This window comes from Streptomyces sp. NPDC126497 (genome assembly GCF_040302425.1).
Taxonomy (GTDB): Bacteria; Actinomycetota; Actinomycetes; order Streptomycetales; family Streptomycetaceae; genus Streptomyces.
Genome location: NZ_JBEORT010000081.1, coordinates 1 through 24,080 on the forward strand (window position 1 = coordinate 1; position 24,080 = coordinate 24,080).

The window sequence follows — 24,080 nt, forward strand, 5'->3', positions numbered from 1 at the left end:
GCGCGGCCGGCGGCGCCGCCGGGCCGGGCGGCGGCGTGCCGGCCCCCGGGTCTGTCCGGCGCCCGTCGAACGGGGCGGGGAAGGCGCCGAAGTCACCGGTCACGGAGGCGCACTTCTCCTCACCCGGCCCCCGCGACGGCACGTCCGGCGCGGGGGCCGGGGCCTGCGGGGGACGCCGGTCGTGCGGGGGCACGTCCGGGGCGTGACGGGTCCGGGGGAGCACGAGGTGCTCGAAACCGGGGAACGAGGGGGCGGGGGAGTGCGTGGAGGAGCGCGGCTGGTACTCGGCCTGCCACTGCATGCGGTAGCAGTCGACCTGGTCGGCGCAGGAGGTGCGGGCGTGGAAGACGGCCGTGTCCTCCCCCAGGTCCGGGTACCAGAGGTTGGGACCCGGGAAGCGCACGGTCCGCACCCGCGGCCTGATCGGCTCGGCGCACCCCATGCAGCAGCCCTCCGGCACCATGAGCGGGATGCCGCCGTCCTGCTCCGGCCAGCGGGGGCCGCCCTCCCAGCGGTACTCCCCGTGGCGACAGGGCGGCAGCTCGCCGCAGGCCCGGCAGACGGCGTAGTGCTCGGGGAGGACCCGCCAGTCGTGGCTGGCGGGAGCGCACCAGTGCTTCGGCGTGGAACGGGGCAGGTTCTCGTTGCGCAGCACCAGCACCACCGGGCGCTTGTAGAAATCGGCCCGTTCGGGTGCCGGTTTGACCGCCTGGTTGTTGGCCCGCCGCAGTTCGTTGGCGTGCCACCACAGTTCCACGTGGTCGCGCCAGGCCTTCTCGTAGGACTCCGGCCACCAGTTGTTCGGGTAGCTGTCGATCTCCAGGATCCGCCACGCCTGCCGGTCCAGTACCACGATGGAGCCGGCCCGCAGTCGCATGTGCGTTCCGTTGTCCCCCTCGTCCGGCCAGTCGTGGCGGCCGATACGAGTGGGCTGGTCTGGGAGCCACCTGCGAACCTGCATGTCATGCTCCTCGGCAACGAAACTTCATAGTTTCAACTGGGGCAGTGGACAACATTCTGAACAATCAGGACGTTTGGGTCGCTGTAGACACGCGCACACCGCTGACAGCAGGTGATCGAAAACGCCTTCAGCGGCATCGCTTTCTTTCGCGCCTCCCTCGCCACCAGGCTTTTTCGCCTTCCGGCCGGTCGTCGGCGGTTGTCGTCGCGGAGGCGGGGGTGGCGGCTCCGTACCCCGGTGGCGGGGCTCGACGCTCACCCGTACGTGTGGTGACGTTCAGGCTTCCGCCACTCCGTACGTGTGCATCGTCCCGCCGGGCCGCCACCCCGCGCGTCCGGGGCCGTCCGAACGGCGGCATCCGGAGCCCCTCGCCCCCGGTGGGATGAGGGGTGCGGACGGCAGGCGGTCAGGGCTGGTGTCCCGTCACCCGGGCCGCGGACGCGACCGTCGCGCGGGCCTCGCGTTCGGACAGGCCGGTGCTGAGGGCCGCGCCCACCAGGGGGTCCACCAGGGCCGGGCCGATCCCGTCCTCGTAGGCGCGGCAGGCCGCCCAGAACAGACGGGTGTTGCGCTGCCCCTCGTGCGCCGCCAGCACGAACTGGACGAGCCCCTGACCGCGTCCGCCGACCGACGGGGGCGTCGGACGGTGCGCGCGGGGCGGCGGGAGGAGCAGGCGCAGGAGGGCGGGCGGACAGGGGGCCGGGGCCAGGCGGGCGGTGCCCGGCGCCGTGGTGTACGGACCGTGGTCGGTGCGGGATCCGGGGCCGACGAGGTAGCCGCCGGCGCCCCGGACGTCGATGCCCGGGGCCAGACGGCCCGCGGAGTTGGGGACGACGACGTCCGGGGGACCGCTCAGCCACAGGTGGCGGCCGCCGCTCGGGGTCAGGACGATCACCGTGGCGGGGATCGTGAACAGGTGGCGCCGGGCCAGTTCGCGCAGGGCGGCGAACGCGTCGGTACCGGTCTTCGTGTCCAGGTCGATGCCGATGAGGTGGTGCGGGGGCAGCCCGCAGGCGATGCCGTAACCGGTGGCGCGGGGTGCGGCGGCGAACAGCTCGCGGATCCGTGCCGGGTCGGTGGAGGCGTCGTGCACACCGTGGCCGAGGCGGCCGCACTCGCCGTGGCAGGGGGTGGCGGGGGCGGGGCCGTCGCGGTGCGGGGAGCGCAGGGCCGGGAGCTTGGTCCGGGACAGGGGGATGACGGCCAGGCCGCGTTCGGCGGCTGACAGGGCGTGTGCGAGGGCCAGGGCCGCGGCCTGCCGGTCGGTGGTGGCCATGTCCCTATTTTCGTACGCATGTTCGAAGAAGGGAAGGGGGCGTGGCGCGGTGCGCCGGGGAGGGGGCGTCGGCGGGAAGGGCGGCGAAACGCTTCACCCCTTGCGGGGAGCGGGGTGGGAGTGTCCCTCCCGGAAGGAACGGGACTCAGGGGGCGCGCCGGGGTTTACCGCCCTGACGTCACGCTTGCGTGCGAATGGCGCTCTCCGGGGTGGTTCGCCGGGACCCCCTGGGCAACCCTGGTCTCGCGACGTCGTGCACAGCGCCGGGGCGGGGGGACGACTTCCCCGGTGGCACCCGTAGTCCACGCGCACACGGCCATGAGCCGGCGCGTCCTTGCTCTGTTCTGGAGGGAACACCACATGGCAAGCATCCGTACCGTCCGTCTCGTCGCCGCGGTCTCCGCCCTTCCGCTCGCGGCCCTCCTCTTCACCGGCGTCGCGGCGGCGGACAGCGGTGCCCTGGCGGACGACGGATCGAACGCGACGGCCGTCAGCTCCGAGGCCGACGCCCTCGGCAGCGGCGTCGGCGGCGACAACTTCGGCAACTCGGCCACCGCGCAGCAGCAGGCCACCGGCCCCGGCGCCACGAACCAGAACAACACCGCCCAGGTCAGCGGCTCCGCCTTCACGGCCGTCAACCAGGGCAACGACAACGTGGCCATCAGCTTCAGCCCGCTGTGGTGAGGCCGGCGCCCTGACCGTGGGGGCGCTTCGTGGGGTGCGGGGCGTCCGGGCGGCGGTGCCGCGGCACCGCCGCCCGGACGTGCCCGGGACGCGGGCGCCGGCGGCCCGTGCGCCATGGGCCCTTCTCGGGGCCGGCCCCGCAGTTCCCCTCATCCGTCCGTCCACCTCCAGGAGGTGGGGCCGGCCCCACCCCTACAACCTGAGGGGGACGCGCCTTCGGGACCTGCGGGCGATCCGCCGGACCGGCCCCGCTCATAGCGTGGAGCCATGACCACACCCGTCTGCACCAGCGCCTCGGAAGCCGCCGCGCCGGCGACGGCGGCGCGGACCCTCCGGTACCCGTCGTTCTCGTCGTACATGAGGGCCCGCCAGCCGGTGCTCCTGCGTACCGCCCGGTCGCTGACCGGGAACCCGAGCGACGCGGAGGACCTGCTGCAGACCGCGCTCGCCAAGACGTACGTCGCCTGGGAGCGCATAGAGGACCACCGCGCGCTCGACGGCTACGTGCGCCGGGCCCTGCTGAACACGCGCACCTCGCAGTGGCGCAAGCGCAGGGTCGACGAGTTCGCCTGCGACGAGCTGCCCGAGCCCGACCCGGTGCCCGGCGGCGACGACCCGGCCGAGCAGCAGGCGCTGCGCGACGCGATGTGGCGGGCGGTCATGCGACTTCCCGCGCGGCAGCGGGCGATGGTCGTGCTGCGGTACTACGAGGACCTCAGCGAGGTCCAGACGGCCGAGGTGCTCGGCGTCTCGGTGGGCACGGTGAAGTCGGCCGTGTCGAGGGCGCTCGGCAAGCTCCGCGAGGACGCCGAACTGGGGCTCGCCCGCAGCTGAGACGCGCCGGCCCGTCGACACAGGGTGATCGATCATTCGCTCCCCTAGTGACATACCGCGCGGTATGTGCGCAGAATCAGCGCAACCCGTACCGCCGCGCAGGCAATGTCGCCCAGGAGGACGCCGTGCTGAGCACCATGCAGGACGTACCGCTGCTGATCTCGAGGATCCTGACCCACGGGTCGACGATCCACGGCACCTCACAGGTGACCACCTGGACCGGCGAGGGAGCACCGCAGCGCCGTTCCTACGCGGAGATCGGCGCCCGGGCGGCCCAGCTGGCCCACGCCCTGCGCGACGACCTCGGCGTCACCGGCGACGACCGGGTCGCCACCCTCATGTGGAACAACGCCGAGCACGTCGAGGCGTACTTCGCGATCCCCTCCATGGGCGCCGTCCTGCACACCCTGAACCTCCGCCTCCCGGCCGAGCAGCTCGCGTGGATCGTCAACCACGCCGCGGACCGGGTGATCATCGTCAACGGTTCGCTGATCCCCCTGCTCGCCCCGCTGCTGCCGCACCTGAAGACGGTCGAGCACGTGGTCGTCTCCGGCCCCGGCGACCGCTCCGCGCTGGCGGACGCCACCGCCCGGGTGCACGAGTACGAGGACCTGCTCGCCGGACAGCCCGTCGCCTACGACTGGCCGGAGCTGGACGAGCGCGCCGCCGCCGCCATGTGCTACACCTCCGGCACCACCGGCGACCCCAAGGGCGTGGTCTACAGCCACCGCTCGATCTACCTGCACTCCATGCAGGTCAACATGGCGCAGTCGATGGGCCTGACCGACCAGGACACCTCGCTGGTCGTCGTCCCGCAGTTCCACGTCAACGCCTGGGGCCTGCCGCACGCCACCTTCATGACCGGCGTCAACATGCTGATGCCGGACCGCTTCCTGCAGCCCGCCCCGCTCGCCGAGATGATCGAGGGCGAGAGGCCGACCCACGCCGCCGCCGTCCCCACCATCTGGCAGGGCCTGCTCGCCGAGCTGACCGCCCGGCCCCGGGACGTCTCCTCCCTCACCCAGGTCACCATCGGCGGTTCCGCCTGTCCGCCCTCCCTGATGGAGGCGTTCGACGAGCTCGGCATGCGGGTCTGCCACGCCTGGGGCATGACGGAGACCTCCCCGCTCGGCACCGTCGCCCGTCCGCCGGCCCACGCCGTGGGCACCGAGGAGGAGTTCGCCTACCGGCTGACCCAGGGCCGCTTCCCGGCCGGCGTAGAGGCCCGCCTCACCGGTCCCGGCGGCGAACGCCTCCCCTGGGACGGCGAGTCCGCCGGTGAGCTGGAGGTCCGCGGAAACTGGATCGCCGGCGCCTACTACAACGGACCCGGGACGGAGCCCCTGCGCCCGGCCGACAAGTTCAGCGAGGACGGCTGGCTGAAGACGGGCGACGTCGGGACCATCTCCCCCGACGGCTTCCTCACCCTCACCGACCGCGCCAAGGACGTCATCAAGTCCGGCGGCGAGTGGATCTCCTCGGTCGAGCTGGAGAACGCGCTGATGGCCCACCCGGACGTCGCCGAGGCCGCCGTCGTCGCCGTCCCGGACGACAAGTGGGGCGAGCGCCCGCTGGCCACGGTGGTCCTCAAGGAGGGCTCCACCGCCGACTTCACCACCCTGCGCGCCTTCCTCCAGGAGGAGGGAAGGATCGCCAAGTGGCAGCTCCCGGAGCGCTGGACGGTGATCGAGTCGGTGCCGAAGACCAGCGTCGGCAAGTTCGACAAGAAGGTGCTGCGCAGGCGGTACGCCGAGGGCTCGCTGGACGTCACCCGGCTCTGACCCCGGCGTGTGCCGTACGCGCCGGGCGGCGGGACGGAACCCCGCCGCCCGGCGGCGCCGGTCACCGCCGCGCCGCCGTGCTCCCCCAGCCCAGCACCAGCCAGACCGCCGCCACCGCCGACACCCCACCCCAGCCGAAGTGGGTGAAGGCGGGGCCCGCGAGGGCCGAGGCGGTGGCGCCGCCGGCGAAGCCGGAGACGACGTAGGCGGTGTTGGCGACGGCCGGGCTGGAGGTGGTGGTCAGGGCGAGGGTCTGGTTGGCGACGTGGGAGGCGACCAGGGCCGCGTGGATCGCGGTCGCGGCGACGAACAGGGCCCAGACGACCTGTCCGCCCAGCCAGAACAGCGGCACGGAGACGGCCGCGAGCAGATACGCCCCCCGTACGACCCGGGCGGCGCCGAAGCGGTCGACCAGACCGCCCGCCAGCGGCGCCACCGCGCTCGCCGCGAGCCCGAAGAGGCCGAACAGCCCGGCGGTGGCGGTGGACAGGCCGTAGGCCGGGCCCGTCAGCAGCAGCGCGAGCGAGGTCCACAGGGCGCTCCACGCGCCGAACATCCCCGCCTGGCGCACCGAGGCGCGCCACAGGTCCGGCGAGCGGCGCAGCAGCCCGGGCAGGGCGGTGAGGCCGCCGAACAGCGAGCCGTCGCGACGCCGCCGCCCGGACGGCAGGACGAGGGTGGTGGCGAGGCCCAGGGCGAGCGTGAGGACGGCCGCGCCCGCGAACACCCACCGCCAGCCGAAGGCCTGCCCGGCGAGTCCGCCGAGGACCCGGGCCGCGACGATGCCGGTGAACAGACCGGCGATCACGGCGGCGACATGGCGGGCGCGACGTGCGGCGGGGGCGCGCTCGGCGACCAGCGGGACGAGGAGCTGGGGCACGACGGTCCCGGCCGAGGCGACGAACACGGCGGCGGCCAGCGCGCCCGTGCCCGGGGCGAGGGCACTGGCGATCAGGGCGGCGGTGGTGACCAGGGTGAGGACGGTGACCAGCCGGCGCCGGTCGGCGGTGTCGCCGAGCGGCGCGAAGAAGAGCAGGCCGACGGCGTATCCGAGCTGGGCGACCGAGGCGATCCAGGTCACGGCCGACGGGGTGGAACCGAAGTCGCGGGCGATCAGGGAGAGCAGGGGCGCGGCGAGATAGATGTTGGCGGCCGTGACCGCGGTGCACAGGGCGATGAGCGCGAGGAACGCACCGGAGCCGCGGGAGGGGCCCGGGCCGGGGACGGCCGCCGGTGGCCTGCGGTCCCGCCGGGCGGTGGTGGTGCTGGGCGCTGAGGACATGAGCGGGGCATCCCTTCGAGCCTGCTCTAACAACTAACTGGTTGGTTGGTTGACGGGGGGAACAGTCTGCGTCCCCGCCGGATTCCCTGTCAACCAAACAGTTGGTTACTTGCCGGGCTACCCTGTCCCCATGGCAGTCAGGGACCCCGAGGCCACCAAGGCCCGGATCTTCGAGGCGGCGGTCACCGAGTTCGCCCGCCACGGCATCGCAGGCGCCCGCATCGACCGCATCGCGGCCGAGGCGAAGGCCAACAAGCAGCTGATCTACGCCTACTTCGGCAACAAGGCGGAGCTGTTCGCGATCGTCCTCGAGCGGAAGATGCTGGACCTCGCCGAATCCGTCCCCGTCGACCCGGACGACATCGAGGGCTGGGTCGACCGGCTGATGGACTACCACGCCGCCCACCCCGAACTGCTGCGCCTGCTCTTCTGGGAGGGCCTGGAGTACGGCACCGACGAACTGCCCCACGAGGGCGAACGCCAGGAGCACTACGTCCGCAAGGTCGCCCTGCTCCGGGACGGCCAGGACCGCGGGGTCGTCACCGACGCCATCCCGGCGGGCGACCTGCTGTTCCTGCTGACCGCGCTGGCCAACTGGACGGCCGTCGTCCCGCAGATGCGCCGCATCCTGGTCGGCGGACGGGAGGGGGACCACGCCCGGCTGCGCGCCTCGGTGAAGGAAGCGGCCCGCCGTCTGGTCGCCCGCTGACGGGCGTTCGTCAGTTGGTCCCGATCCGCGACAGCAGGTCGACGATGCCGTCCTGCACCTCTTCGCTGGTGGACCGCTCCGCCAGGAACAGCACCGTCTCGCCGGAGGCCAGCCGTGGCAGGTCCGCCCGGTCCACGGCGGCCGTGTAGACGACGAGCGGGGTGCGGTTGAGCTGCCCGTTCGCCCGCAGCCAGTCGACGATCCCGGCGGCCCCGGCCTGGCGGCGGTGCACCTGCATCAGGTCCATCACCACCAGGTTCGGCCGGAACTGCCCGGCCAGCGCCACCGCGTCGGCGTCGCTCGCGGCCCGCGCGACCTGCATCCCGCGCCGCTCCAGCGTCCCGGTCAGCGCCAGCGCGATCTCCGCGTGCTCCTCGATCAGCAGCACGCGCGGGGGGTGCTGTTCGCTGTCGCGCGGTGCGAGCGCCTTCAGCAGTACGGCGGGGTCGGCGCCGTACGCGGCGTCGCGCGAGGCCTGCCCGAGCCCGGCCGTGACCATCACCGGCACCTCGGCGGCCACCGCCGCCTGCCGCAGCGACTGCAGGGCCGTGCGGGTGATCGGCCCGGTCAGCGGGTCCACGAACAGCGCGGCGGGGAACGCCGCGATCTGCGCGTCGACCTCCTCGCGCGAGTGCACGACCACCGGCCGGTAGCCGCGGTCGCTCAGCGCCTGCTGCGTGGTGACGTCCGGCGCGGGCCACACCAGCAGCCGGCGCGGGTTGTCCAGCGGCTCCGGCGGCAGCTCGTCGTCCATCGGCTGCGGACGCGGCGGGTCCGCCACCTCGACGGCCCCGCCCGGACCGTCCAGCGGCTCGGGTCCCTCGGCGGCGTCCGCGTCGGGCGCCCCTATGGCGTACGACCGTCCGGTGCCCTCGGTCCCCGGCGCGAGCCGGGAGTGCGCGTGCGCGTGGGCGGGTACGGGCTCGGCCGACGGGTGCGGGCGGGCGTTCTGCTCGCCACCCGCGGCCGGGTCGGGGCGCGTGCCGAGCTTGCGGCGGCGGCCGGAGCCGCCCGGCTGGTGCGGGGGAGGCGTGGCCGACGGCAGCGGCTGCTGCACCTGGGCGGCCTGCCGGTTGAACGGCACGCCCTGTCCCAGCGTCCGCACGCTGAACGCCCGTCCCTGCGTGGAGTCCGGATCGACCGGAGCCGCGGTCTCCGCGGGCAGTGGCTGAGCGGGCCGCTGCGCCGGCGAGCCCTCGGGCGGCAACGGGGTGCCGCCGGCGGGGGTCGGCTGCGCGGGCTGCGCGGGCTGCGCGGATACGGCCGTGCCGGCACCGGAGGTGTCACCGGCGCCGGGCCACTGCCGCGGCGCCGCCTCGGCGGGAAGCGGCTGCCCACCGGGAAGCGGCTGCCCCTGCGCGGGCCCGGGGGCACCACGCGGCGGAACGGCCGCCCCCGGCGCCGGGGCTGCGGCGCCCTGTGCGGGTACCGGGGCGCCCTGCGGCGGGGCCGGTGTGCCCTGCGGTGCGACGGGAGTTCCGTGCGGCGGGATCGGGGCGCCCTGCGGCGGTACGGCGGCGCCTTGTGCGGGCACGGGTGTGCCCTGCGGCGGTACGGGGGTGCCCTGTGCCGGGACGGGGGCGCCGTGTGGCGGTACGGCGGCGCCTTGTGCGGGCACGGGGGCGCCGTGGGGCGGGGCCGGTGTGCCCTGCGGGGGCACGGCGGCGCCTTGTGCGGGTACGGGGGCGCCGTGGGGCGGGGCCGGTGTGCCCTGCGGCGGTACGGCGGTGCCCTGTGCCGGGACGGGGGTGCCCTGCGGGGGCACGGCGGCGCCTTGTGCGGGTACGGGGGCGCCGTGGGGCGGGGCCGGTGTGCCCTGCGGCGGGACGGGGGTGCCCTGTGCCGGGACGGGGGCGCCCTGCGGTGCGACGGGAGTCCCGTGCGGCGGGATCGGGGTGCCCTGCGGCGGTACGGCGACACCTTGTGCGGGCACGGGAGCGCCCTGCGGGGGCACGGCGGCGCCCTGCGGCGGTACGGGTGCCCCCTGCGGGGGTGCGGCCCCCCAGGGGGCCGGAGCGCCTGGGGCCCGGCCGTTCGCCGGCTGCGCGGGGGTGCCGTCGGTCCCCGCCGGCTGGGCGGTGGCCCGGCGGCGGCGGCCCGTCGGGGCGCTGGTGGGGTGCGGCTGCGGCGGGGTGCGGTCGTCGGCCTGGTCGTGCGGCACGGCGTCATGGCGGCCGTCGTCCGCCTCGACCTGCCCGACCGCCTCGGCCTGCGCCGCCGAGTCGGCCTGCTGGTCCTGGTCCGCCTCGGCCGGCGGCAGCGCGAACACCGTGCGGGGCGCGGCCTCCTGCGCCGCCGCCCGTTCGGTGGCGGCGGCCAGCGCCCGCCGGCGCCGTCCCGCCGGCTCTGCCTGCGCCGGAACCTGCACCGCGACCTCGGCCTGGGGGACGTCGGCCGACCGGTCCCCGGCGGACGGCGCGGGCAGCGCCGGCGGCAGCGCGTGCTGCTCGCCGGACCCCTGCCGGGCCCGCTGCCCGGACGGCGCCGGAACGCCCTGCGGCGGTACGGTCCCGCCCAGCCCCGTGTTGGACGCGGCGGCCCCCGCCGCGTGCTCGGCGGCGGTGACGACGGCCCCCTCGGACACCTCGGCGGCCCCGACGAGCTCGACCTCGGCACCCACCGCGGCCGATGTGTTCTCGGCCGGCCGGCCGCGCCGGCGCCCGGTACCGCCGGATGCCGCCGGCGCCGGAGGCTCCGTCCGCCCGGGCTCGACGGCGGCGGCTGCCCGGCGCCTGCGCCGGCCGGTGGGGGCGGAGTCCGTGCCGGAGCCGTCGTCCGCGCCCGGCACCTCGCTGTCCAGGAAGGCGTCCACCGACGCACGCCGCGCCCGGCGCCGCCCGCCACCGGGGACCGGCTCGGCGGGAGCGGCCTCCTCGACGGGAGCGGCCGCCTCGGCCGGCGCCGCGGGCCCGGCGGCCGCCACCGCGCCCGCCCCGCCCCCGATCGGCACCTCGAGGACGAACGCGCTGCCGCTCATCCCGGGCACCTCGTGCGTCTGCAGCACACCGCCGTGCGCCCGGACGATCCCGCGCACGATCGGCTCGTGCACCGGGTCCCCGCCGCCGTACGGTCCGCGCACCTCGATGCGGACGACCTCGCCGCGCTGCGCCGCCGCGACCACGACCGTGTTGTCCAGGTAACCGCCGGCGGACAGGGGCGTGTTGCCGGTGGCGTCGACGCCCGCGACGTCCGCGACCAGATGCGCGAGGGCGGTGGCGAGCAGCCGCGGGTCGACCTCGGCCTCGATGGGCGGCGCGTGCACGGCGAACTGCACCCGGCCGGGGCCGACGAGCTCCACGGCCCCGTCCACCCCGGCGGCGACGACGGCGTCGAGCATCACCTTCGTGCGCGCGACCTGCTCGCTCCCGGCGTCGAGCCGCTGGTAGCCGAGGACGTTGTCGATGAGGGTGGTGATCCGGGCGTAGCCGGCCGACAGGTGGTGCAGCACCTGGTTGGCCTCGGGCCACAGCTGTCCGGCGTCGTCGGCGGCCAGCGCGGACAGCTCGCGGCGCAGTTCCTCCAGCGGGCCCCGCAGGGACCGCCCGAGCAGGGTGAGCAGCTGCTCGTGCCGGGCGGCGAGGGCCTCGTAGCGGTCCTTCTCCCGCTCGCCGAGCGCGGCGTACCGCTCCTCGTTCGCGGCGAGTTCCTCCGCGTGCTTCTCGCGCAGCTCCTCCAGCTCGGTGACGTGGCTCTGGCGCAGGGCGGTGAGCTCGGAGCCGTGTTCCTCGGCGAGCCGCTCCAGCTCCTCGGCGTGCTCCCGCTCGGCCTCCTCCTTCTCCTTGGCCAGCGCGTCGTAGGGGCGGCGGTCGAGGAAGGTCATGACGGCGCCGACCAGCTGGTCGCCGTCGCGCACCGGCGCGGTCGTCAGGTCGACCGGCAGCTTGTCGCCGTTCTTGGCGTACAGCACCTGACCGCGCACCCGGTGCTTGCGTCCGGAACGCAGGGTGTCGGCGAGCGGGGACTCGTCGTACGGGAAGGGGGAGCCGTCGGCGCGCGAGTGCAGGACCAGCGTGTGCAGCTCGCGCCCGCCGAGTTCGCCGGCCCGGTAACCCAGTATCTGGGCGGCGGCCGGGTTGACGAGGACGATCCGTCCGTCGGTGTCGGTCCCGACGACGCCCTCGGAGGCGGCGCGCAGGATCATCTCGGTCTGCCGTTGCGAACGCGCGAGCTCGGCCTCGGTGTCGACGGTGCCGGAGAGGTCGCGGACGACGAGCATCAGCAGCTCGTCGCCGGTGTAGCCGTAGGTGTCGTACGCCTGCTGGCCGGTCTCCAGATTCGCACTGGTGACCTCGACCGGGAACTCGGTCCCGTCGGTCCGCCGGGCGACCATCCGCGTCGGCCTGGTGCGCGCCCGGGGGTCGACGTGGTCGGGCCGCCGCATGGACCCCGGGATGAGCTTGCTGTCGAACTCCGGCAGCAGGTCCAGCAGCCCCCGCCCCACCAGCGCCGTGCCCGGGGTCTCGAAGGCCTCCAGGGCGATGGTGTTGGCGTTGACGACCGTGCCGTTGGCGTTGACCAGCACCAGGGCGTCCGGAAGGGCGTCCAGTATGGCTGCGAGGCGAGCAGCGCCTCGGGATGGCCTGCTGCTCACGAGACGCTTCCTCCCTGTTACCGCGACGTGCCGACCGCTCGGGCCATCTTGCCAACCTGCCCGCAGCGTGTCACGCGAGGGAGTCTAAGGGCTGGGATTGCGCCCGCGACGCCGAATGGGACGGACATCGCATCGGGAAGTGACGGCGATGTGACGCCCGGTACGTCCGCGACCCGTGACGGCCTGCGCCGACGCGCCGTGAACCTTCGCGGGACCTCTACGCCCCCCTGTGTCCCGACTCGCCGCCGCGCGCCCCCTCTTGCTCCCGGTCTCCCTCCCGCTCCCGGTCCCCCTCACGCGCGCTCCGCGGCGCGTGCTCCGGGCAGCAGCGGCACCAGCCGGTCCCAGCGGGCGATCTCACACCCGTTCGTACGGCTGTACGTCGCGTCGACGGGGCGGCCGGCCCAGGTGCCGGTGACGCGGGCGGTGGCGGGCCCGCCGTACTGCAGGGTGCAGACGGCGTCCCGCGGCGCCGGGGCGAAGGCGTCCCGTCCCCACCGGGTGTTCCGGTCGACGGCCGCGCAGGCCCCGGCGGGGTCGGGGTGGCTGCCGCCGCTGGGCCGGCACCGCACCTCGTACGTCCCGTCCGCCCCGCCGCCCGCGTCGCGCACGGTGACGGTGAGGCGCTCACCGGGCCCGGGCGCGTGTGCGTACGCCCCCGGGGGCGCGGTGGACAGCGAGGCGAGGGCCGCCACGGCGGCGGCACCGACGACGAACCGGCGCGGCCCGGGACGGGCGGCACCGGGAGTGCGGGAGGAGACCTGCGACACGATCTGCGACATGCCCCGTCCAACGCGCCACCGCGCGGGACGTTGCGCCACGCCGACGCGACGGCCGGAAGTGCTTTGCCCTGCGGGCTCCCCGCCTAGTACCGTGGGTGGCGATTGGTGACAGCCCACGCGGGTGTGTCATCATCGGCACGCACTAACCGATCCGCGCCCGCGCGGAAGGTCTGTGCATGGAGGAGGCGTCGCCTAGTCCGGTCTATGGCGCCGCACTGCTAATGCGGTTTGGGTCTTAAAGCCCATCGAGGGTTCAAATCCCTCCGCCTCCGCCTCCATCACGAAGCCCCGGCCCCTGTGGCCGGGGCTTCGTCGTTCCCTCGTTGTTCCCTCCCCCGCCTTCCCCGCGTTTGCGCAGGTCACAAGGGGTGGGCCGAACGGATTTCACATGGCGGCGGCAGTCATGTAATGTTCTTCCTGTCGCCGCGAGCGGGCCGAAAGGACCGGGAAGCGGCGAGAAAACTGAAAAGACGAGCACTCGTAGCTTAACGGATAGAGCATCTGACTACGGATCAGAAGGTTGCAGGTTCGAATCCTGCCGAGTGCACAGTGAGCCGGAGGCCCCGTGGATTGATCCACGGGGCCTCCGGCGTTCGTCGTGACGGCGGCGCACCGGCCGACTCAGGCCGCGGCCGGCGGGATGTTCTGGTTGGCGTGGAAGAAGTTGTCCGGGTCGTAGGCGCGTTTGACCGCGGTCAGCCGGTCGTAGTTGTCGCGGTAGGTGGAGCGGACGCGCTCGGGGCCCTCCGCCTCGCCGAGGAAGTTGACGTACGAGCCGCCCATGGAGTGCGGGTGCAGGTCGGTCCAGTAGTCGACGCACCACTGCCGGACCAGATCGGCGTTGGCCGGGTCGGGGTCGATGCCCGCGATGACGCCGGACCACGTCGCGTCCCGGTAGGCCCAGGCCGTTTCGTCGGGGGCGACCCGGTGGGCCGCTCCGTCCACGGGGTACAGGTGCATCGTCGACAGGGCGGTGGGCAGGGCCTGGCCGTACCTCTCGTGCACCGCGACGGCGTCGTCGGGGATGCCGTCGAAGAAGTCGCCGCGCCAGTACCACTGCAGTCCCTTGGGGACCAGTTCGTCGAACATGGTCTGCAGGGCGGGGTAGGGCATCGGCGTGGCGAAGTGGAAGGCCGGCGGGGCCGGGTCGTTGACCACGGCCAGGGTGTCCTCCAGGCGGCCGGTCGCCAGGTCGCCGGTGCAACACCAGATCACGGCGCACATCCTCTGCCCGTGGACCGGTTCCGGGAAGGGCGGCCCGGGCGGGACGGTCATGAGCGCGAAGAACCCGTTGAGCTCCTCCGGAGCGGCGGGCAGGAACTCCCGGTACCAGCGCAGCACCTCCGGCGTGCGGTCGACCGGCCACACGGTCACCGCGACCCCGACGGTGTCCACCGGGTGCAGCCGGTAGGTGAACGACGTGACCACGCCGAAGTTGCCGCCGCCGCCGCGCAGCGCCCACAGCAGGTCCGGGTGCTCCTTCCCGGAGACGGTGACGACGCTGCCGTCGGCCAGGACGACGTCCGCGGCGACCAGGCTGTCGGCCGTCAGCCCGTACGCGCGGGTCAGGTGGCCGTGCCCGCCGCCCAGGGTGAGACCGCCGATCCCCGTGGTCGAGTTGATCCCGGAGGGCACGCCGAGCCCGAAGGCGTGGGTCTCGTGGTCCAGGTCGCCCAGTAGGCTGCCCCCGCCCAGCTGCGCGGTCCCGGCCTCCGGGTCGACCCGCGCCCAGCGCATGGGGGAGAGGTCCAGGGTGAGCCCGTCGTCGACCAGGCACAGGCCCGGCCCGCTGTGCCCGCCGCCGCGCACCGCGAGGTCGACCCCGGTCTCCCGGGCGAAGGCGACGGTGGTCCGTACGTCCGCCGTGCCCGTGCACCGGGCGATGGCGGCCGGACGCCGGTCGATCATGGCGTTGTAGACACTGCGGACCTCGTCGTAATCCGGGTCCTGCGGTGTGACGACACGTCCTCGCAGGGCCGCGCGGAAGGTGTCGAGAGCAGTCGCGTCCATGCCGCTCATGAGCGGGCACCCCTTGGTGAGGATTGCGGAGCCGGATGGCCGCGGCGGACCGGACCGGCGGATCGGCCGACGTCCGTCCGGGGCCCGGGGAGCGAATCCCCGCTCCGTCCAGTGTGATGCACGTCACAACATTGTGCGACGTGGGGAAGTCAGCCCGGAGGGCCGGGGTTTCCGTGGCGGCGGAGCGTGGTGCGGAGGTAGCTGGTCAGGGAGGTGGCCGCCGCCGTGAGGAAGATGAGGCTGTAGAGGATCTGCAGGACGGCGACCAGCCGGGCCGCCTGCCCGTGCGGGGCGATGTCGCCGTATCCGATGGTCGCGAGGGTGACCAGCGTGAAGTACAGGGCGTCGAGGCGGGTGTCGAGGCCGACGAGCTCGCCGGGACGCCGGGCCAGGGCCAGGTAGGTGGTCGCGAAGACCAGGATGGACAGGGTCATCAGCAGGGGGATGACCAGTCCCGGACGTGTGTTCGGGAGCCCGAGCAGGACGTGGAGCACCTGCCTCAGCAGCAGGGCGGCCACCAGTACCAGGGCGAGGACGAAGAGGGTCCAGCTCAGGGCCGGCCGGTGCGGGCCCAGACCGTCCAGGGGCAGGAGGAAGTAGGCGGTGACCATCGCCACCACGCCCGCCACCCCGGCCAGTCCGGGCCAGAGGGCCCTCCGGTCCGCGACGGCGCGCTCTACTCCCGGGACTCGCGGCGTGGTGCGCACAGGGCCCAGATGATGAAGCCGTCGATGACGAGGAGGGCGATCGACCAGACCGGCGCGTGGGGCAGCCACACGAAGTTGGCGATCATGCTGAGTCCGGCCAGTGCGACGCCCACCGCGCGGGCCCAGGTGGCCCCGGTGAACAGGGCGAGACCGGCGACGGTCACCAGGGCGCCGAGGATCAGGTGGATCCAGCCCCAGCCGGTCAGGCTGAACTCGTAGGTGAAGTTCCGGGTGGTGACGAAGACGTCGTCCTGGGCGATGGCGGCGATGCCCTGGAAGATCGCCATGATGCCGCCGAACGTCATCAGGACCGCCGCCGCGGCCGTCCAGCTCGTCGCCCAGGGGCTCCTGGCCTCCCACCCGGCCTGGTGGTGGCGCGTGCCGCTGACATTGCTCGCCATGTGTCCGACCTTTCGGCTGTCCCCGAGCGTTGCGGCCCCTCCACCAGGCTGGCACTCCGGCCCGCACTCGGCACCTCGGCGCGCGTGCCGTCTCAGTCGGTGCGGCAGTGCTCCTCCAGGTAGCCGGCCGCCACCGCGTTCGCGCGCCGGAACCAGTCGTGGAGCACGGAGATCTCCTCGGGGGAGTAGTCGGCGAAGAGTTCGGTGACGCGGGCGTAGTAGGGCTCGTAGATCTCGCGGATGCGGGACAGGGCGTCCGGCAGGGCGGCCACGCGGACGCGGCGGCGGTCCGCGGGATCGGGGCGGCGGGTGATGTGGCCCGCGCGTTCCAGCCGGTTGAGGATCCCGGTCATCGCGCCCGTCGTGACGTGGACGCGGTCCGCCAGCTCGCCGGCCGTGAGCAGGTTCTCGCCGGCCTCGATGACGAAGGCGAAGCAGGTCAGGTCGGTGACGTTCAGGCCCACCCGTTGGGCGATCTCATGCTGGCCCACCAGGTGGGTCGCGATGAGCTGGTCCATCGCCCACAGCGCCTGCTCCGGTGTGGCGGGCTGACGCGGCTTGGCTTGCATTCCGGTAATCCTCGTTTTCCTTAGTTCGTGAGGGATTTCTGTGGTAAATCTCTTAGGGCGTGAGAGGTTACGGGTCGACGACACAGGGGGCGGGCACGTGAGCGCACATCCATATGACCACGGGCACACGGTCGCGGGGTGGACGGGTTTCGGGATCGCCGGGGCCGGTACGGCGGTCGTGGGGCTCGGGGTCTGCACGGTGTCCGGACCGCTGCTGGCCGTCGGGGCGCTGATCGTCCTGGCCGCCCTCGTCCTCACCTGGCTGCTGCACCTCGCCGGATGGGGCAAGCCGCCGGGGCCCCGGCCGAGGGAGCAGTGGGGGTGGCGGACGCGGGACGCGGGCGCCCGGCGGGGACATGCGGGGTGCCTCGGCTGCCGGTTGGCCGGCCGGGGCCGGCCCGCGGCGCGGGAGGTGTCCGGACGGGTCGTCGTCCCCGCGGTGCGCGGTGACGCGCGGGACGCGCGTCCCGTGGGAGCGGGACGGACCGACGGCTGAGCCGCGGGCGTTGTCGGTGGCGGCCCCTACGCTCGTCGGAGATGGCACAGGCATGGAGGTGCTCGGGGCTGCGGTGGTCGGCGGACGGTCCCGTGCTGGCGTGGGAGGGCGGCCGGCGCTCCGCGCTGACCCGGGGGAAGCGGGTGGCCTTCGGAGTCGGGCAGGGGGAGGGGGGAGGGCGGACATGCGTGGGGGCACGGGGGAACGCGTGTCCGCTCGGGGCGGCGGTCCCGGGGCGGAGCACGGGGGCGCGCTGCGGGGAGTGCGCCCGGCTGGACCGGGCGCACTCGGTGGCCGCCGACACCCTCGCCGACGATCCGCGGCCCTACCGCGTCTACCTGGCGTGGTTCGGGCCCGGGATGACCAAGGTCGGCATCACCGCCGTGCGGCGCGGTCCCGCACGGCTGCTGGAGCAGGGGGCGGTCTGCTTCAGCTGGCTGGGGACCGGGCCGCTGATGGCGGCGCGACGCGCCGAGGAGCTGCTGCGCGCCGCGCTCCGCGTGCCCGACCGGATCCCCTACGCCGACAAGCGGGCGGTGCGGGCGGACCTCCCGGCGGGGGAAGGGGACCGGGCGGCCGAGATCGCCGGACTGCACGCGCGGGCGGTCGCCCTGGACGGATGGCCGGAGTCGCTCGTCCGTGAGCCGTTCCGGCCGGTCGACCACGTCGGGGTGTTCGGGCTGGCGGGGGTGCCGCCCGCCGTGGGGGAGGTGAGCGAGCTGGTCGCCGGGGGCGCGGTGAGCGGGGAGCTGGTGGCCGCCGCCGGTCCCGACCTGCACCTGGCGACGGGGAGGGGGGTCGTGGTGCTGGACACCCGGCTGCTGGCCGGATGGGAACTGCTCCCGGCCGGCGGGCGGGAGCTCGCGGTGCCGGTCAGGACGGTCAGGGAGCGGGCGGCGACGCAGGACGGCCTGTTCTGACCCGGGACCGCGCCTCTGGACCCGGGGCGCCCCGGCCGAGCGGAGGCCGTGGGTTTCTCAGGCAAAACACAGGTTCCCGAAAGGGTGCTCTCAGAGGTCCCGGACATCGTGTGCGGTATGACCACGATCTCGCCCCAGGGGCGCACCGAACTGCTGAGGCCGGACGGGAGCCCGGTCCGCGTGCTTGTGGTGGACGACGAGCAGTCGATCACCGAACTGCTGTCCATGGCCCTGCGGTACGAGGGCTGGCAGATCCGCAGCGCGGGAGACGGCCAGGGAGCCCTCCGCACCGCACGCGAGTTCCGGCCCGACGCCGTCGTGCTGGACATGATGCTGCCGGACATGGACGGGCTGGCCATCCTCGGCCGGCTGCGCCGGGAGCTGCCGGACGTGCCCGTGCTGTTCCTCACCGCCAAGGACGCCGTCGAGGACCGGATCGCCGGACTGACCGCCGGCGGGGACGACTACGTCACCAAGCCGTTCAGCCTGGAGGAGGTCGTCGCCCGGCTGCGCGGGCTGATCCGCCGTTCCGGCGCGGCCGACCGCCGCTCCGAGTCGATGCTGGTCGTCGGCGACCTCACCCTCGACGAGGACAGCCACGAGGTCACCCGCGGCGGCGACGGCATCCACCTCACCGCCACCGAGTTCGAGCTGCTGCGCTTCCTCATGCGCAATCCGCGGCGTGTGCTCAGCAAGGCCCAGATCCTCGACCGGGTCTGGTCGTACGACTTCGGCGGGCAGGCGAACGTCGTCGAGCTGTACATCTCGTACCTGCGCAGGAAGATCGACGCGGGCCGTGAGCCGATGATCCACACCCGGCGCGGCGCCGGCTACCTGATCAAGCCCGCGGCCTGATGAGCGGACGACGGCGGCCGCGTCCGCAGCGGCGGGCGCGCACCCCGCGCACCCTGCGGACGCGACTCGTCGTCGCGTCGGTGGCGCTGATCGCGGTGGTGTGCGCGGTGATCGGCACCGTGACCACGCTGGCGCTGCGGTCCCATCTGTACGAGCAGCTCGACGGGCAGCTGCGTGAGGTCGCGGCGCGCGCGTCGGGCGGTCCCGAGAAGGGCGGGCCGCCGCCTCGGCTCCCGAAGGGCGAGGACCCCCTCGACTTCGTCACCATGGGCCCGCAGCGCATCGGCACCATCGGTGTCACCGTCGAGGACGGCCGGGTGACCGACGGGATCGTCAGCAAGCGCAAGACCGAGAACAGCGTTCCGACGTCCGAGGCGACGCGGCTCACCGAGGCCCAGCTCGCGGCCGTCGCCGCCGTCCCGCGCGACGACCGCCGGCACACCGTCCACCTGCCGGGCCTGGGCGAGTACCGGGTGCAGTACGAGAGCGGCCGGAACGGCGAGTTCTACGTCGCGCTTCCGACCGACGACACGAACGACACCATCGAGACCCTCATCCTGGTCGAGATCAGCGTCACCGGCGCCGGACTGGTCGCCGCCGGGATCGCCGGGTACGTCCTGGTCGGCATCGCCACCCGCCCCCTCCGCAAGGTCGCCGCCACCGCCACCCGCGTCTCCGAACTGCCCCTGCACACCGGCGAGGTGCACCTCAAGGAGCGCGTGCCGGAGTCCGAGTGCGACCCGCACAGCGAGGTCGGCCGGGTCGGCGCCGCCCTGAACCGGATGCTCGACCACGTCCACGGGGCGCTGCACGCCCGGCAGGAGAGCGAGACCCGGGTACGGCAGTTCGTCGCGGACGCCAGCCACGAGCTGCGTACGCCCCTGGCCTCCATCCGGGGCTACGCCGAACTCACCCGGCGCGGCCGGGAGCAGGTCGGCCCCGACACCCGGCACGCGCTCGGGCGGATCGAGTCCGAGGCGAGCCGGATGACCCTGCTCGTCGAGGACCTGCTGCTGCTCGCCCGGCTCGACGCGGGCCGTCCCCTGCGGTTCGAGGAGACCGACCTCGTCCCGCTCGTCGTGGACGCCGTCAGCGACGCCCGCGCCGCCGGCCAGGACCACGTCTGGCGGCTCGAACTGCCCGACGAGCCCGCGCCGGTGTGCGCCGACGCCGCCCGGCTGCAGCAGGTCCTCGTCAACCTGCTGGGCAACGCCCGCAACCACACCCCGCCGGGCACCACCGTCACCGCCCGGGTGCGCCGCGACGGGCCCTGGCTCCGCGTGGACGTGGCCGACGACGGTCCGGGCATCCCGCCCGCGCTGCTCCCGCGCGTCTTCGAACGGTTCGCGCGCGGCGACTCGGCACGCACCCGGGCCACCGGCTCGACCGGTCTGGGCCTGGCCATCGTGCAGGCCGTGGCGACCGCGCACGGCGGCGCCGTGACCGTCGACAGCGTGCCGGGGCGGACCGTGTTCACGCTCCATCTCCCGGCCGTGGAACCACAGTCGGCGCCCGAGCCGTACTCACAGCCGCGGCACAGCCTCACCACACGGGCACGACAGGGTGCCTGAGCAGAGTCGGTTCCATGCGAACCGATTCTTCTCCCGGCACCCTGCCGGCGCGGGAGCACCTCCCGGCCGCCGGCGCGGGCACGCCGGTCCTGGACGTCGTGATCCCCGTCTACAACGAGGAGAAGGACCTCAAGCCGTGCGTCCGCCGGCTGCACGAGCACCTGACCCGCACCTTCCCCTACGCCTTCCGCATCACGATCGCCGACAACGCCTCCACGGACGGCACCCCGCACGTGGCCGGTCGGCTGGCGGAACGGTTCCCCCGGGTGCGGTCGGTGCGCCTGGAGCAGAAGGGGCGCGGCCGGGCGCTGCGGACCGTCTGGTCCGCCTCGGACGCCCCCGTCCTCGCCTACATGGACGTGGACCTGTCCACCGACCTCAACGCGCTGCTGCCGCTGGTCGCCCCGCTGATCTCCGGCCACTCCGACCTCGCCATCGGCTCCCGGCTGAGCCGCAGCTCACGCGTGGTGCGGGGGGCCAAGCGGGAGTTCGTCAGCCGCTCGTACAACCTGATCCTGCGCGGTTCGCTGCAGGCCCGCTTCTCCGACGCGCAGTGCGGGTTCAAGGCGATCCGCCGTGACGTGGCCCGGGTGCTGCTGCCGCTGGTGGAGGACAGCGGCTGGTTCTTCGACACCGAGCTGCTGGTCCTCTCCGAGCGCGCGGGCCTGCGCATCCACGAGGTGCCGGTCGACTGGGTCGACGACCCCGACTCCACCGTGCACATCGTGCGCACGGCGACCGACGACCTCAAGGGCGTCTGGCGGGTCGGCAGGGCGCTGGCCACCGGTTCGCTGCCGCTGGACCGGCTCGCCCGGCCCTTCGGCGACGACCCGCGCGACCGGAACATCGAGGACGTGCCGCAGGGACTGGCCCGCCAGTTGGTCGGCTTCTGCGTCGTCGGCGTCCTGTCCACCCTCTGCTACCTGCTGCTCTACAGCGGCTTCCGCGCCTTCACCGGCTCCCAGACCGCCAACGGGCTGGCCCTGCTGGTCTCCGCGGTCGCCAACACCGCCGCCAACCGGCGGCTCACCTTCGGGGTGCGGGGGCGCGGCGGGGCCGTACGGCACCAGGCGCAGGGCCTGGTCGTCTTCGGCATCGGTCTCGCCCTGACCAGCGGCTCGCTCGCCGCGCTGAACGCCGCCGCCGGTGACCCGGCCCACTCCACCGAGCTGGCGGTCCTCGTCGCGGCCAACCTCGCGGCGACCGTGCTGCGGTTCCTGCTCTTCCGCGCGTGGGTGTTCCCGGACCACGGCCGGTTCCCCGGGACCGGCGCCCCCTCCGCCCGGCAGGACGCGACCCTGCCGCTCCGGCCGGTCCGCCCGCCGCTCCCCACCCGTCCGTCCCGGCCTTCCGACTCCGACCCGAGGGACTTCCGATGAGCACGCAGTACGACCGGACGGGTCCCCCGGCGGACCCCGCCGCCTGGGGACCCCCCGAGGGGGCCCGGCACGCGGCCCCCGGTACCGACGCACCCCGCGGGTCCCTCGCCCGCAGGACGTGGCGCGGCCGGCCCGAGGACCCCCGCTGGGCGCGCCCCGCCCTCCTCGCCCTGCTGCTGGTGACCGGACTGCTCTACCTCTACGGCCTGAGCGCCTCCGGGTACGCCAACTCCTTCTACTCGGCGGCCGTCCAGGCGGGCAGCGAGTCCTGGAAGGCGTTCTTCTTCGGCTCGCTGGACGCGGCGAACGCCATCACCGTGGACAAGCCCCCGGCCTCGCTGTGGCCGATGGAGCTGTCGGTCAGGGTCTTCGGCCTGAACTCCTGGGCGATCCTGGTGCCCGAGGCGCTCATGGGCGTCGGCACGGTCGCCGTCGTCCACGCCGCCGTCCGCCGCCGCTCCGGCCCGGCGGCCGGTCTGATCGCGGGCGCGGTCCTCGCGCTCACCCCGGTCGCGGCGCTGATGTTCCGGTTCAACAACCCGGACGCGATGCTGGCGCTGCTGATGTCCGTCGCCTGCCACCTCGTGGTCCGCGCCCTGGAGGACGGCCGCACCAAGTGGCTGGTGTGGGCCGGGGCCGCGATCGGCTTCGCGTTCCTCGCCAAGACCCTCCAGGCCTTCCTGATCCTGCCGGCCCTCGCGCTGGTCCACGGCGTCTGCGCGCCGGTGCGGCTGAGGAAGCGGCTGGGCCAGCTGGCCCTGGCGACCGTCGCGCTGGTCGTCTCCGGCGGCTGGTGGGTGGCGGTCGTCGAACTGTGGCCGGCCTCGTCGCGCCCGTACGTCGGCGGCTCGCAGAACAACAGCTTCCTGGAGCTGACCTTCGGCTACAACGGTCTCGGCCGGCTCAACGGCGAGGAGACCGGCAGCGTCGGCGGTGGCGCGGGCGGCGGCGGACAGTGGGGCGAGACCGGCTGGGACCGGATGTTCGGCTCCGAGGTCGGCGGCCAGATCTCCTGGCTGCTGCCCGCCGCGCTGATCCTGCTCGTCGCCGGTCTGGTCCTCACCCGGAAGGCCCCGCGGACCGACCTCGCCCGCGCCTCGTTCCTGGTGTGGGGCGGCTCGCTGCTGACGACCATGGTCGTCTTCAGCCACATGGCCGGCATCTTCCACCAGTACTACACGGTGGCCCTCGCCCCTTACCTCGCGGCGGTGGTCGGCATGGGCGCGGCGGCCCTGTGGGAGAAGCGGCGGGCGCCGTGGGCGTCGCTCGCCCTGGCGGCCGCCGTCACGGCCACGGCCGCCTGGGGGTACGTGCTGCTCGACCGCACGCCCGACTACCTGCCGTGGCTGAAGTGGCTGGTCCTGGTCGGCGGGCTGGTCGCCGCCCTCGGGCTGGTCCTCGCGGGCCGGGTGGGGCGGCGGGTGGCGCTCGCGGCGGCGGGGCTGGGCCTGGCGGCCGCGCTGGCCGGTCCGACGGCGTACACGCTGAGCACCGTGCAGGAGGGGCACACCGGGTCGATCGTCACCGCCGGTCCGGCCGGGGCGAGCGGGGGCGGCGGCTTCCCCGGCGGGGGCGGGCCCGGCGGGCGGAACCCGCAGGGCGGCCAGGGCCGGATCCCGCCCGGCGCGGGCGGCGACGGCGCCGGCGGCTTCCCGGACGGCGGCCCGATGGGCCAGGACGGTCAGGGCGGTCAGGGCGCCCCGGGGAACGGCACCGGCGGCACCACCGAGGGCGGCGGGCCCGGCGGCGGTGGCACGGGCGGTCTGCTCGGCGGCGCGGACGTCGACTCCGAGGCGAAGGAACTGCTGGAGGCCGACGCCGGCGACTACACCTGGGTCGCCGCGGCCATCGGCGCCCAGAACGCCGCGAGTTACCAGCTCTCCACCGGGGAGCCCGTGATGGCGATCGGCGGCTTCAACGGCACCGACCCGTCCCCGACGCTCGCCCGGTTCAAGGAGTACGTGGCGGCAGGGAGGATCCACTACTTCGTCGCCGGCGGCGGCATGGGCGGCGACTCCGGCGGCTCCGGGCAGATCTCCACCTGGGTGCGGGAGAACTTCAAGGAGGTGACGGCCGGCTCGGCCACCTTCTACGACCTCACGCAGAGGACCACCGACAGCTGACGCCCGCCGGCCGCGCCGCTCGGGCCGGCCCCGACCGGAGCGCTCCCGGCCGGGCCGGGGACGAGTCCGCTGGTGGGAGCGGTGGCGGTGCCGCCCGGCGGATCGGCCGCGGCGGCGTTGCCGCACCGGGCGGACCGGGC

Annotated in this window: 19 protein-coding genes and 2 tRNA genes; 12 read left to right on the plus strand and 9 right to left on the minus strand. The window is 74.4% G+C overall.

The features are described from left to right. Window positions 1–961: hypothetical protein (locus ABTY20_RS26635; protein WP_351999588.1), on the minus strand; the 961-nt coding region annotated here is incomplete at its 3' end. 406 nt (window positions 962–1,367) lie between these two features. Continuing rightward, complete coding sequence (locus tag ABTY20_RS26640; protein ID WP_351999589.1) at window positions 1,368–2,237, minus strand: bifunctional DNA primase/polymerase; 870 nt, start codon at window positions 2,235–2,237, stop codon at window positions 1,368–1,370. Between the two features lie 360 nt (window positions 2,238–2,597). Here ABTY20_RS26640 and ABTY20_RS26645 point away from each other — a divergent pair, with 360 nt between their 5' ends. The 3 genes from ABTY20_RS26645 (at window position 2,598) to ABTY20_RS26655 (ending at window position 5,536) form a co-directional block, all read left to right on the plus strand. Then, the gene (locus ABTY20_RS26645; RefSeq protein WP_351999590.1) at window positions 2,598–2,921 is read left to right on the plus strand and encodes a hypothetical protein; all 324 of its coding nucleotides are present in this window, start codon (window positions 2,598–2,600) and stop codon (window positions 2,919–2,921) included. A gap of 267 nt (window positions 2,922–3,188) precedes the next feature. After that, complete coding sequence (locus tag ABTY20_RS26650) at window positions 3,189–3,755, plus strand: SigE family RNA polymerase sigma factor (RefSeq protein WP_351999591.1); 567 nt, start codon at window positions 3,189–3,191, stop codon at window positions 3,753–3,755. Between the two features lie 137 nt (window positions 3,756–3,892). Then, a complete protein-coding gene (locus ABTY20_RS26655) occupies window positions 3,893–5,536 on the plus strand; it encodes a long-chain fatty acid--CoA ligase (RefSeq protein WP_351999613.1) in 1,644 nt (547 codons plus the stop codon). Window positions 5,537–5,597: 61 nt separating this feature from the next. Here the strand turns inward: ABTY20_RS26655 and ABTY20_RS26660 are convergent, their stop codons facing one another. Continuing rightward, complete coding sequence (locus ABTY20_RS26660; RefSeq protein ID WP_351999592.1) at window positions 5,598–6,818, minus strand: MFS transporter; 1,221 nt, start codon at window positions 6,816–6,818, stop codon at window positions 5,598–5,600. Window positions 6,819–6,948: 130 nt separating this feature from the next. On the opposite strand from ABTY20_RS26660, the gene ABTY20_RS26665 reads away from it, so the two are divergent. Continuing rightward, window positions 6,949–7,527 (plus strand): TetR/AcrR family transcriptional regulator, encoded by a 579-nt coding sequence (locus ABTY20_RS26665; RefSeq protein WP_351999593.1) that lies wholly within the window; start codon window positions 6,949–6,951, stop codon window positions 7,525–7,527. Between the two features lie 10 nt (window positions 7,528–7,537). Here ABTY20_RS26665 and ABTY20_RS26670 read toward each other — a convergent pair whose 3' ends face one another. Both ABTY20_RS26670 and ABTY20_RS26675 read right to left on the minus strand, forming a co-directional pair. Continuing rightward, a complete protein-coding gene (locus ABTY20_RS26670) occupies window positions 7,538–12,118 on the minus strand; it encodes a hybrid sensor histidine kinase/response regulator (protein WP_351999594.1) in 4,581 nt (1,526 codons plus the stop codon). A 293-nt stretch (window positions 12,119–12,411) separates the two neighbouring features. Next, window positions 12,412–12,900, minus strand: a complete 489-nt coding sequence (locus ABTY20_RS26675) for an SSI family serine proteinase inhibitor (RefSeq protein ID WP_351999595.1) — start codon at window positions 12,898–12,900, stop codon at window positions 12,412–12,414. 181 nt (window positions 12,901–13,081) lie between these two features. On the opposite strand from ABTY20_RS26675, the gene ABTY20_RS26680 reads away from it, so the two are divergent. Both ABTY20_RS26680 and ABTY20_RS26685 read left to right on the plus strand, forming a co-directional pair. Continuing rightward, window positions 13,082–13,172: transfer RNA gene (locus tag ABTY20_RS26680), tRNA-Ser, on the plus strand. A gap of 202 nt (window positions 13,173–13,374) precedes the next feature. Then, a tRNA-Arg gene (locus ABTY20_RS26685) sits at window positions 13,375–13,447 on the plus strand. Between the two features lie 74 nt (window positions 13,448–13,521). Here ABTY20_RS26685 and ABTY20_RS26690 read toward each other — a convergent pair. The 4 genes from ABTY20_RS26690 to ABTY20_RS26705 all read right to left on the minus strand — a co-directional run bounded on the left by ABTY20_RS26690 (window position 13,522) and on the right by ABTY20_RS26705 (window position 16,596). Beyond that, window positions 13,522–14,910: an FAD-binding oxidoreductase gene (locus ABTY20_RS26690; RefSeq protein WP_502991895.1), complete on the minus strand. Its 1,389-nt coding sequence runs from the start codon at window positions 14,908–14,910 to the stop codon at window positions 13,522–13,524. Window positions 14,911–15,068: 158 nt separating this feature from the next. Then, on the minus strand, window positions 15,069–15,530 hold the full coding sequence (locus ABTY20_RS26695) for a potassium channel family protein (protein WP_351999614.1): 462 nt from the start codon (window positions 15,528–15,530) through the stop codon (window positions 15,069–15,071). A 65-nt stretch (window positions 15,531–15,595) separates the two neighbouring features. Further along, window positions 15,596–16,027 carry a DUF7144 family membrane protein gene (locus tag ABTY20_RS26700; protein ID WP_351999597.1) on the minus strand — a complete coding sequence of 144 codons (432 nt, stop codon included), beginning with the start codon at window positions 16,025–16,027 and terminating at the stop codon, window positions 15,596–15,598. Window positions 16,028–16,119: 92 nt separating this feature from the next. Then, window positions 16,120–16,596, minus strand: a complete 477-nt coding sequence (locus ABTY20_RS26705; RefSeq protein ID WP_351999598.1) for a MarR family winged helix-turn-helix transcriptional regulator — start codon at window positions 16,594–16,596, stop codon at window positions 16,120–16,122. A 97-nt stretch (window positions 16,597–16,693) separates the two neighbouring features. On the opposite strand from ABTY20_RS26705, the gene ABTY20_RS26710 reads away from it, so the two are divergent. The 6 genes from ABTY20_RS26710 (at window position 16,694) to ABTY20_RS26735 (ending at window position 23,940) form a co-directional block, all read left to right on the plus strand. Further along, window positions 16,694–17,092 (plus strand): HGxxPAAW family protein, encoded by a 399-nt coding sequence (locus ABTY20_RS26710; protein ID WP_351999599.1) that lies wholly within the window; start codon window positions 16,694–16,696, stop codon window positions 17,090–17,092. A 41-nt stretch (window positions 17,093–17,133) separates the two neighbouring features. Further along, the gene (locus ABTY20_RS26715) at window positions 17,134–18,012 is read left to right on the plus strand and encodes a DUF2797 domain-containing protein (RefSeq protein WP_351999600.1); all 879 of its coding nucleotides are present in this window, start codon (window positions 17,134–17,136) and stop codon (window positions 18,010–18,012) included. Between the two features lie 117 nt (window positions 18,013–18,129). Continuing rightward, window positions 18,130–18,867, plus strand: a complete 738-nt coding sequence (locus tag ABTY20_RS26720) for a response regulator transcription factor (RefSeq protein ID WP_351999601.1) — start codon at window positions 18,130–18,132, stop codon at window positions 18,865–18,867. Then, window positions 18,867–20,438, plus strand: coding sequence for a sensor histidine kinase (locus ABTY20_RS26725; protein WP_351999602.1), 1,572 nt, complete (start codon window positions 18,867–18,869; stop codon window positions 20,436–20,438). The genes ABTY20_RS26720 and ABTY20_RS26725 overlap by 1 nt, the downstream gene beginning before the upstream one ends. A gap of 14 nt (window positions 20,439–20,452) precedes the next feature. Then, window positions 20,453–21,817, plus strand: a complete 1,365-nt coding sequence (locus ABTY20_RS26730; protein WP_351999603.1) for a bifunctional glycosyltransferase family 2/GtrA family protein — start codon at window positions 20,453–20,455, stop codon at window positions 21,815–21,817. Then, complete coding sequence (locus ABTY20_RS26735; RefSeq protein WP_351999604.1) at window positions 21,814–23,940, plus strand: ArnT family glycosyltransferase; 2,127 nt, start codon at window positions 21,814–21,816, stop codon at window positions 23,938–23,940. The genes ABTY20_RS26730 and ABTY20_RS26735 overlap by 4 nt, the downstream gene beginning before the upstream one ends. Window positions 23,941–24,080 lie beyond the last annotated feature (140 nt).

What these genes read in the sequence shown, in the direction of transcription:
- ABTY20_RS26640 (WP_351999589.1), bottom strand. Translation starts at nt 2,237, where the DNA reads ATGGCCACCACCGACCGGCAGGCCGCGGCCCTGGCCCTCGCACACGCC.
- ABTY20_RS26645 (WP_351999590.1), top strand. Translation starts at nt 2,598, where the DNA reads ATGGCAAGCATCCGTACCGTCCGTCTCGTCGCCGCGGTCTCCGCCCTT.
- ABTY20_RS26650 (WP_351999591.1), top strand. Translation starts at nt 3,189, where the DNA reads ATGACCACACCCGTCTGCACCAGCGCCTCGGAAGCCGCCGCGCCGGCG.
- ABTY20_RS26655 (WP_351999613.1), top strand. Translation starts at nt 3,893, where the DNA reads ATGCAGGACGTACCGCTGCTGATCTCGAGGATCCTGACCCACGGGTCG.
- ABTY20_RS26660 (WP_351999592.1), bottom strand. Translation starts at nt 6,818, where the DNA reads ATGTCCTCAGCGCCCAGCACCACCACCGCCCGGCGGGACCGCAGGCCA.
- ABTY20_RS26665 (WP_351999593.1), top strand. Translation starts at nt 6,949, where the DNA reads ATGGCAGTCAGGGACCCCGAGGCCACCAAGGCCCGGATCTTCGAGGCG.
- ABTY20_RS26675 (WP_351999595.1), bottom strand. Translation starts at nt 12,900, where the DNA reads ATGTCGCAGATCGTGTCGCAGGTCTCCTCCCGCACTCCCGGTGCCGCC.
- ABTY20_RS26690 (WP_502991895.1), bottom strand. Translation starts at nt 14,910, where the DNA reads ATGGACGCGACTGCTCTCGACACCTTCCGCGCGGCCCTGCGAGGACGT.
- ABTY20_RS26695 (WP_351999614.1), bottom strand. Translation starts at nt 15,530, where the DNA reads ATGGTCACCGCCTACTTCCTCCTGCCCCTGGACGGTCTGGGCCCGCAC.
- ABTY20_RS26700 (WP_351999597.1), bottom strand. Translation starts at nt 16,027, where the DNA reads ATGGCGAGCAATGTCAGCGGCACGCGCCACCACCAGGCCGGGTGGGAG.
- ABTY20_RS26705 (WP_351999598.1), bottom strand. Translation starts at nt 16,596, where the DNA reads ATGCAAGCCAAGCCGCGTCAGCCCGCCACACCGGAGCAGGCGCTGTGG.
- ABTY20_RS26715 (WP_351999600.1), top strand. Translation starts at nt 17,134, where the DNA reads ATGGCACAGGCATGGAGGTGCTCGGGGCTGCGGTGGTCGGCGGACGGT.
- ABTY20_RS26720 (WP_351999601.1), top strand. Translation starts at nt 18,130, where the DNA reads ATGACCACGATCTCGCCCCAGGGGCGCACCGAACTGCTGAGGCCGGAC.
- ABTY20_RS26725 (WP_351999602.1), top strand. Translation starts at nt 18,867, where the DNA reads ATGAGCGGACGACGGCGGCCGCGTCCGCAGCGGCGGGCGCGCACCCCG.
- ABTY20_RS26730 (WP_351999603.1), top strand. Translation starts at nt 20,453, where the DNA reads ATGCGAACCGATTCTTCTCCCGGCACCCTGCCGGCGCGGGAGCACCTC.
- ABTY20_RS26735 (WP_351999604.1), top strand. Translation starts at nt 21,814, where the DNA reads ATGAGCACGCAGTACGACCGGACGGGTCCCCCGGCGGACCCCGCCGCC.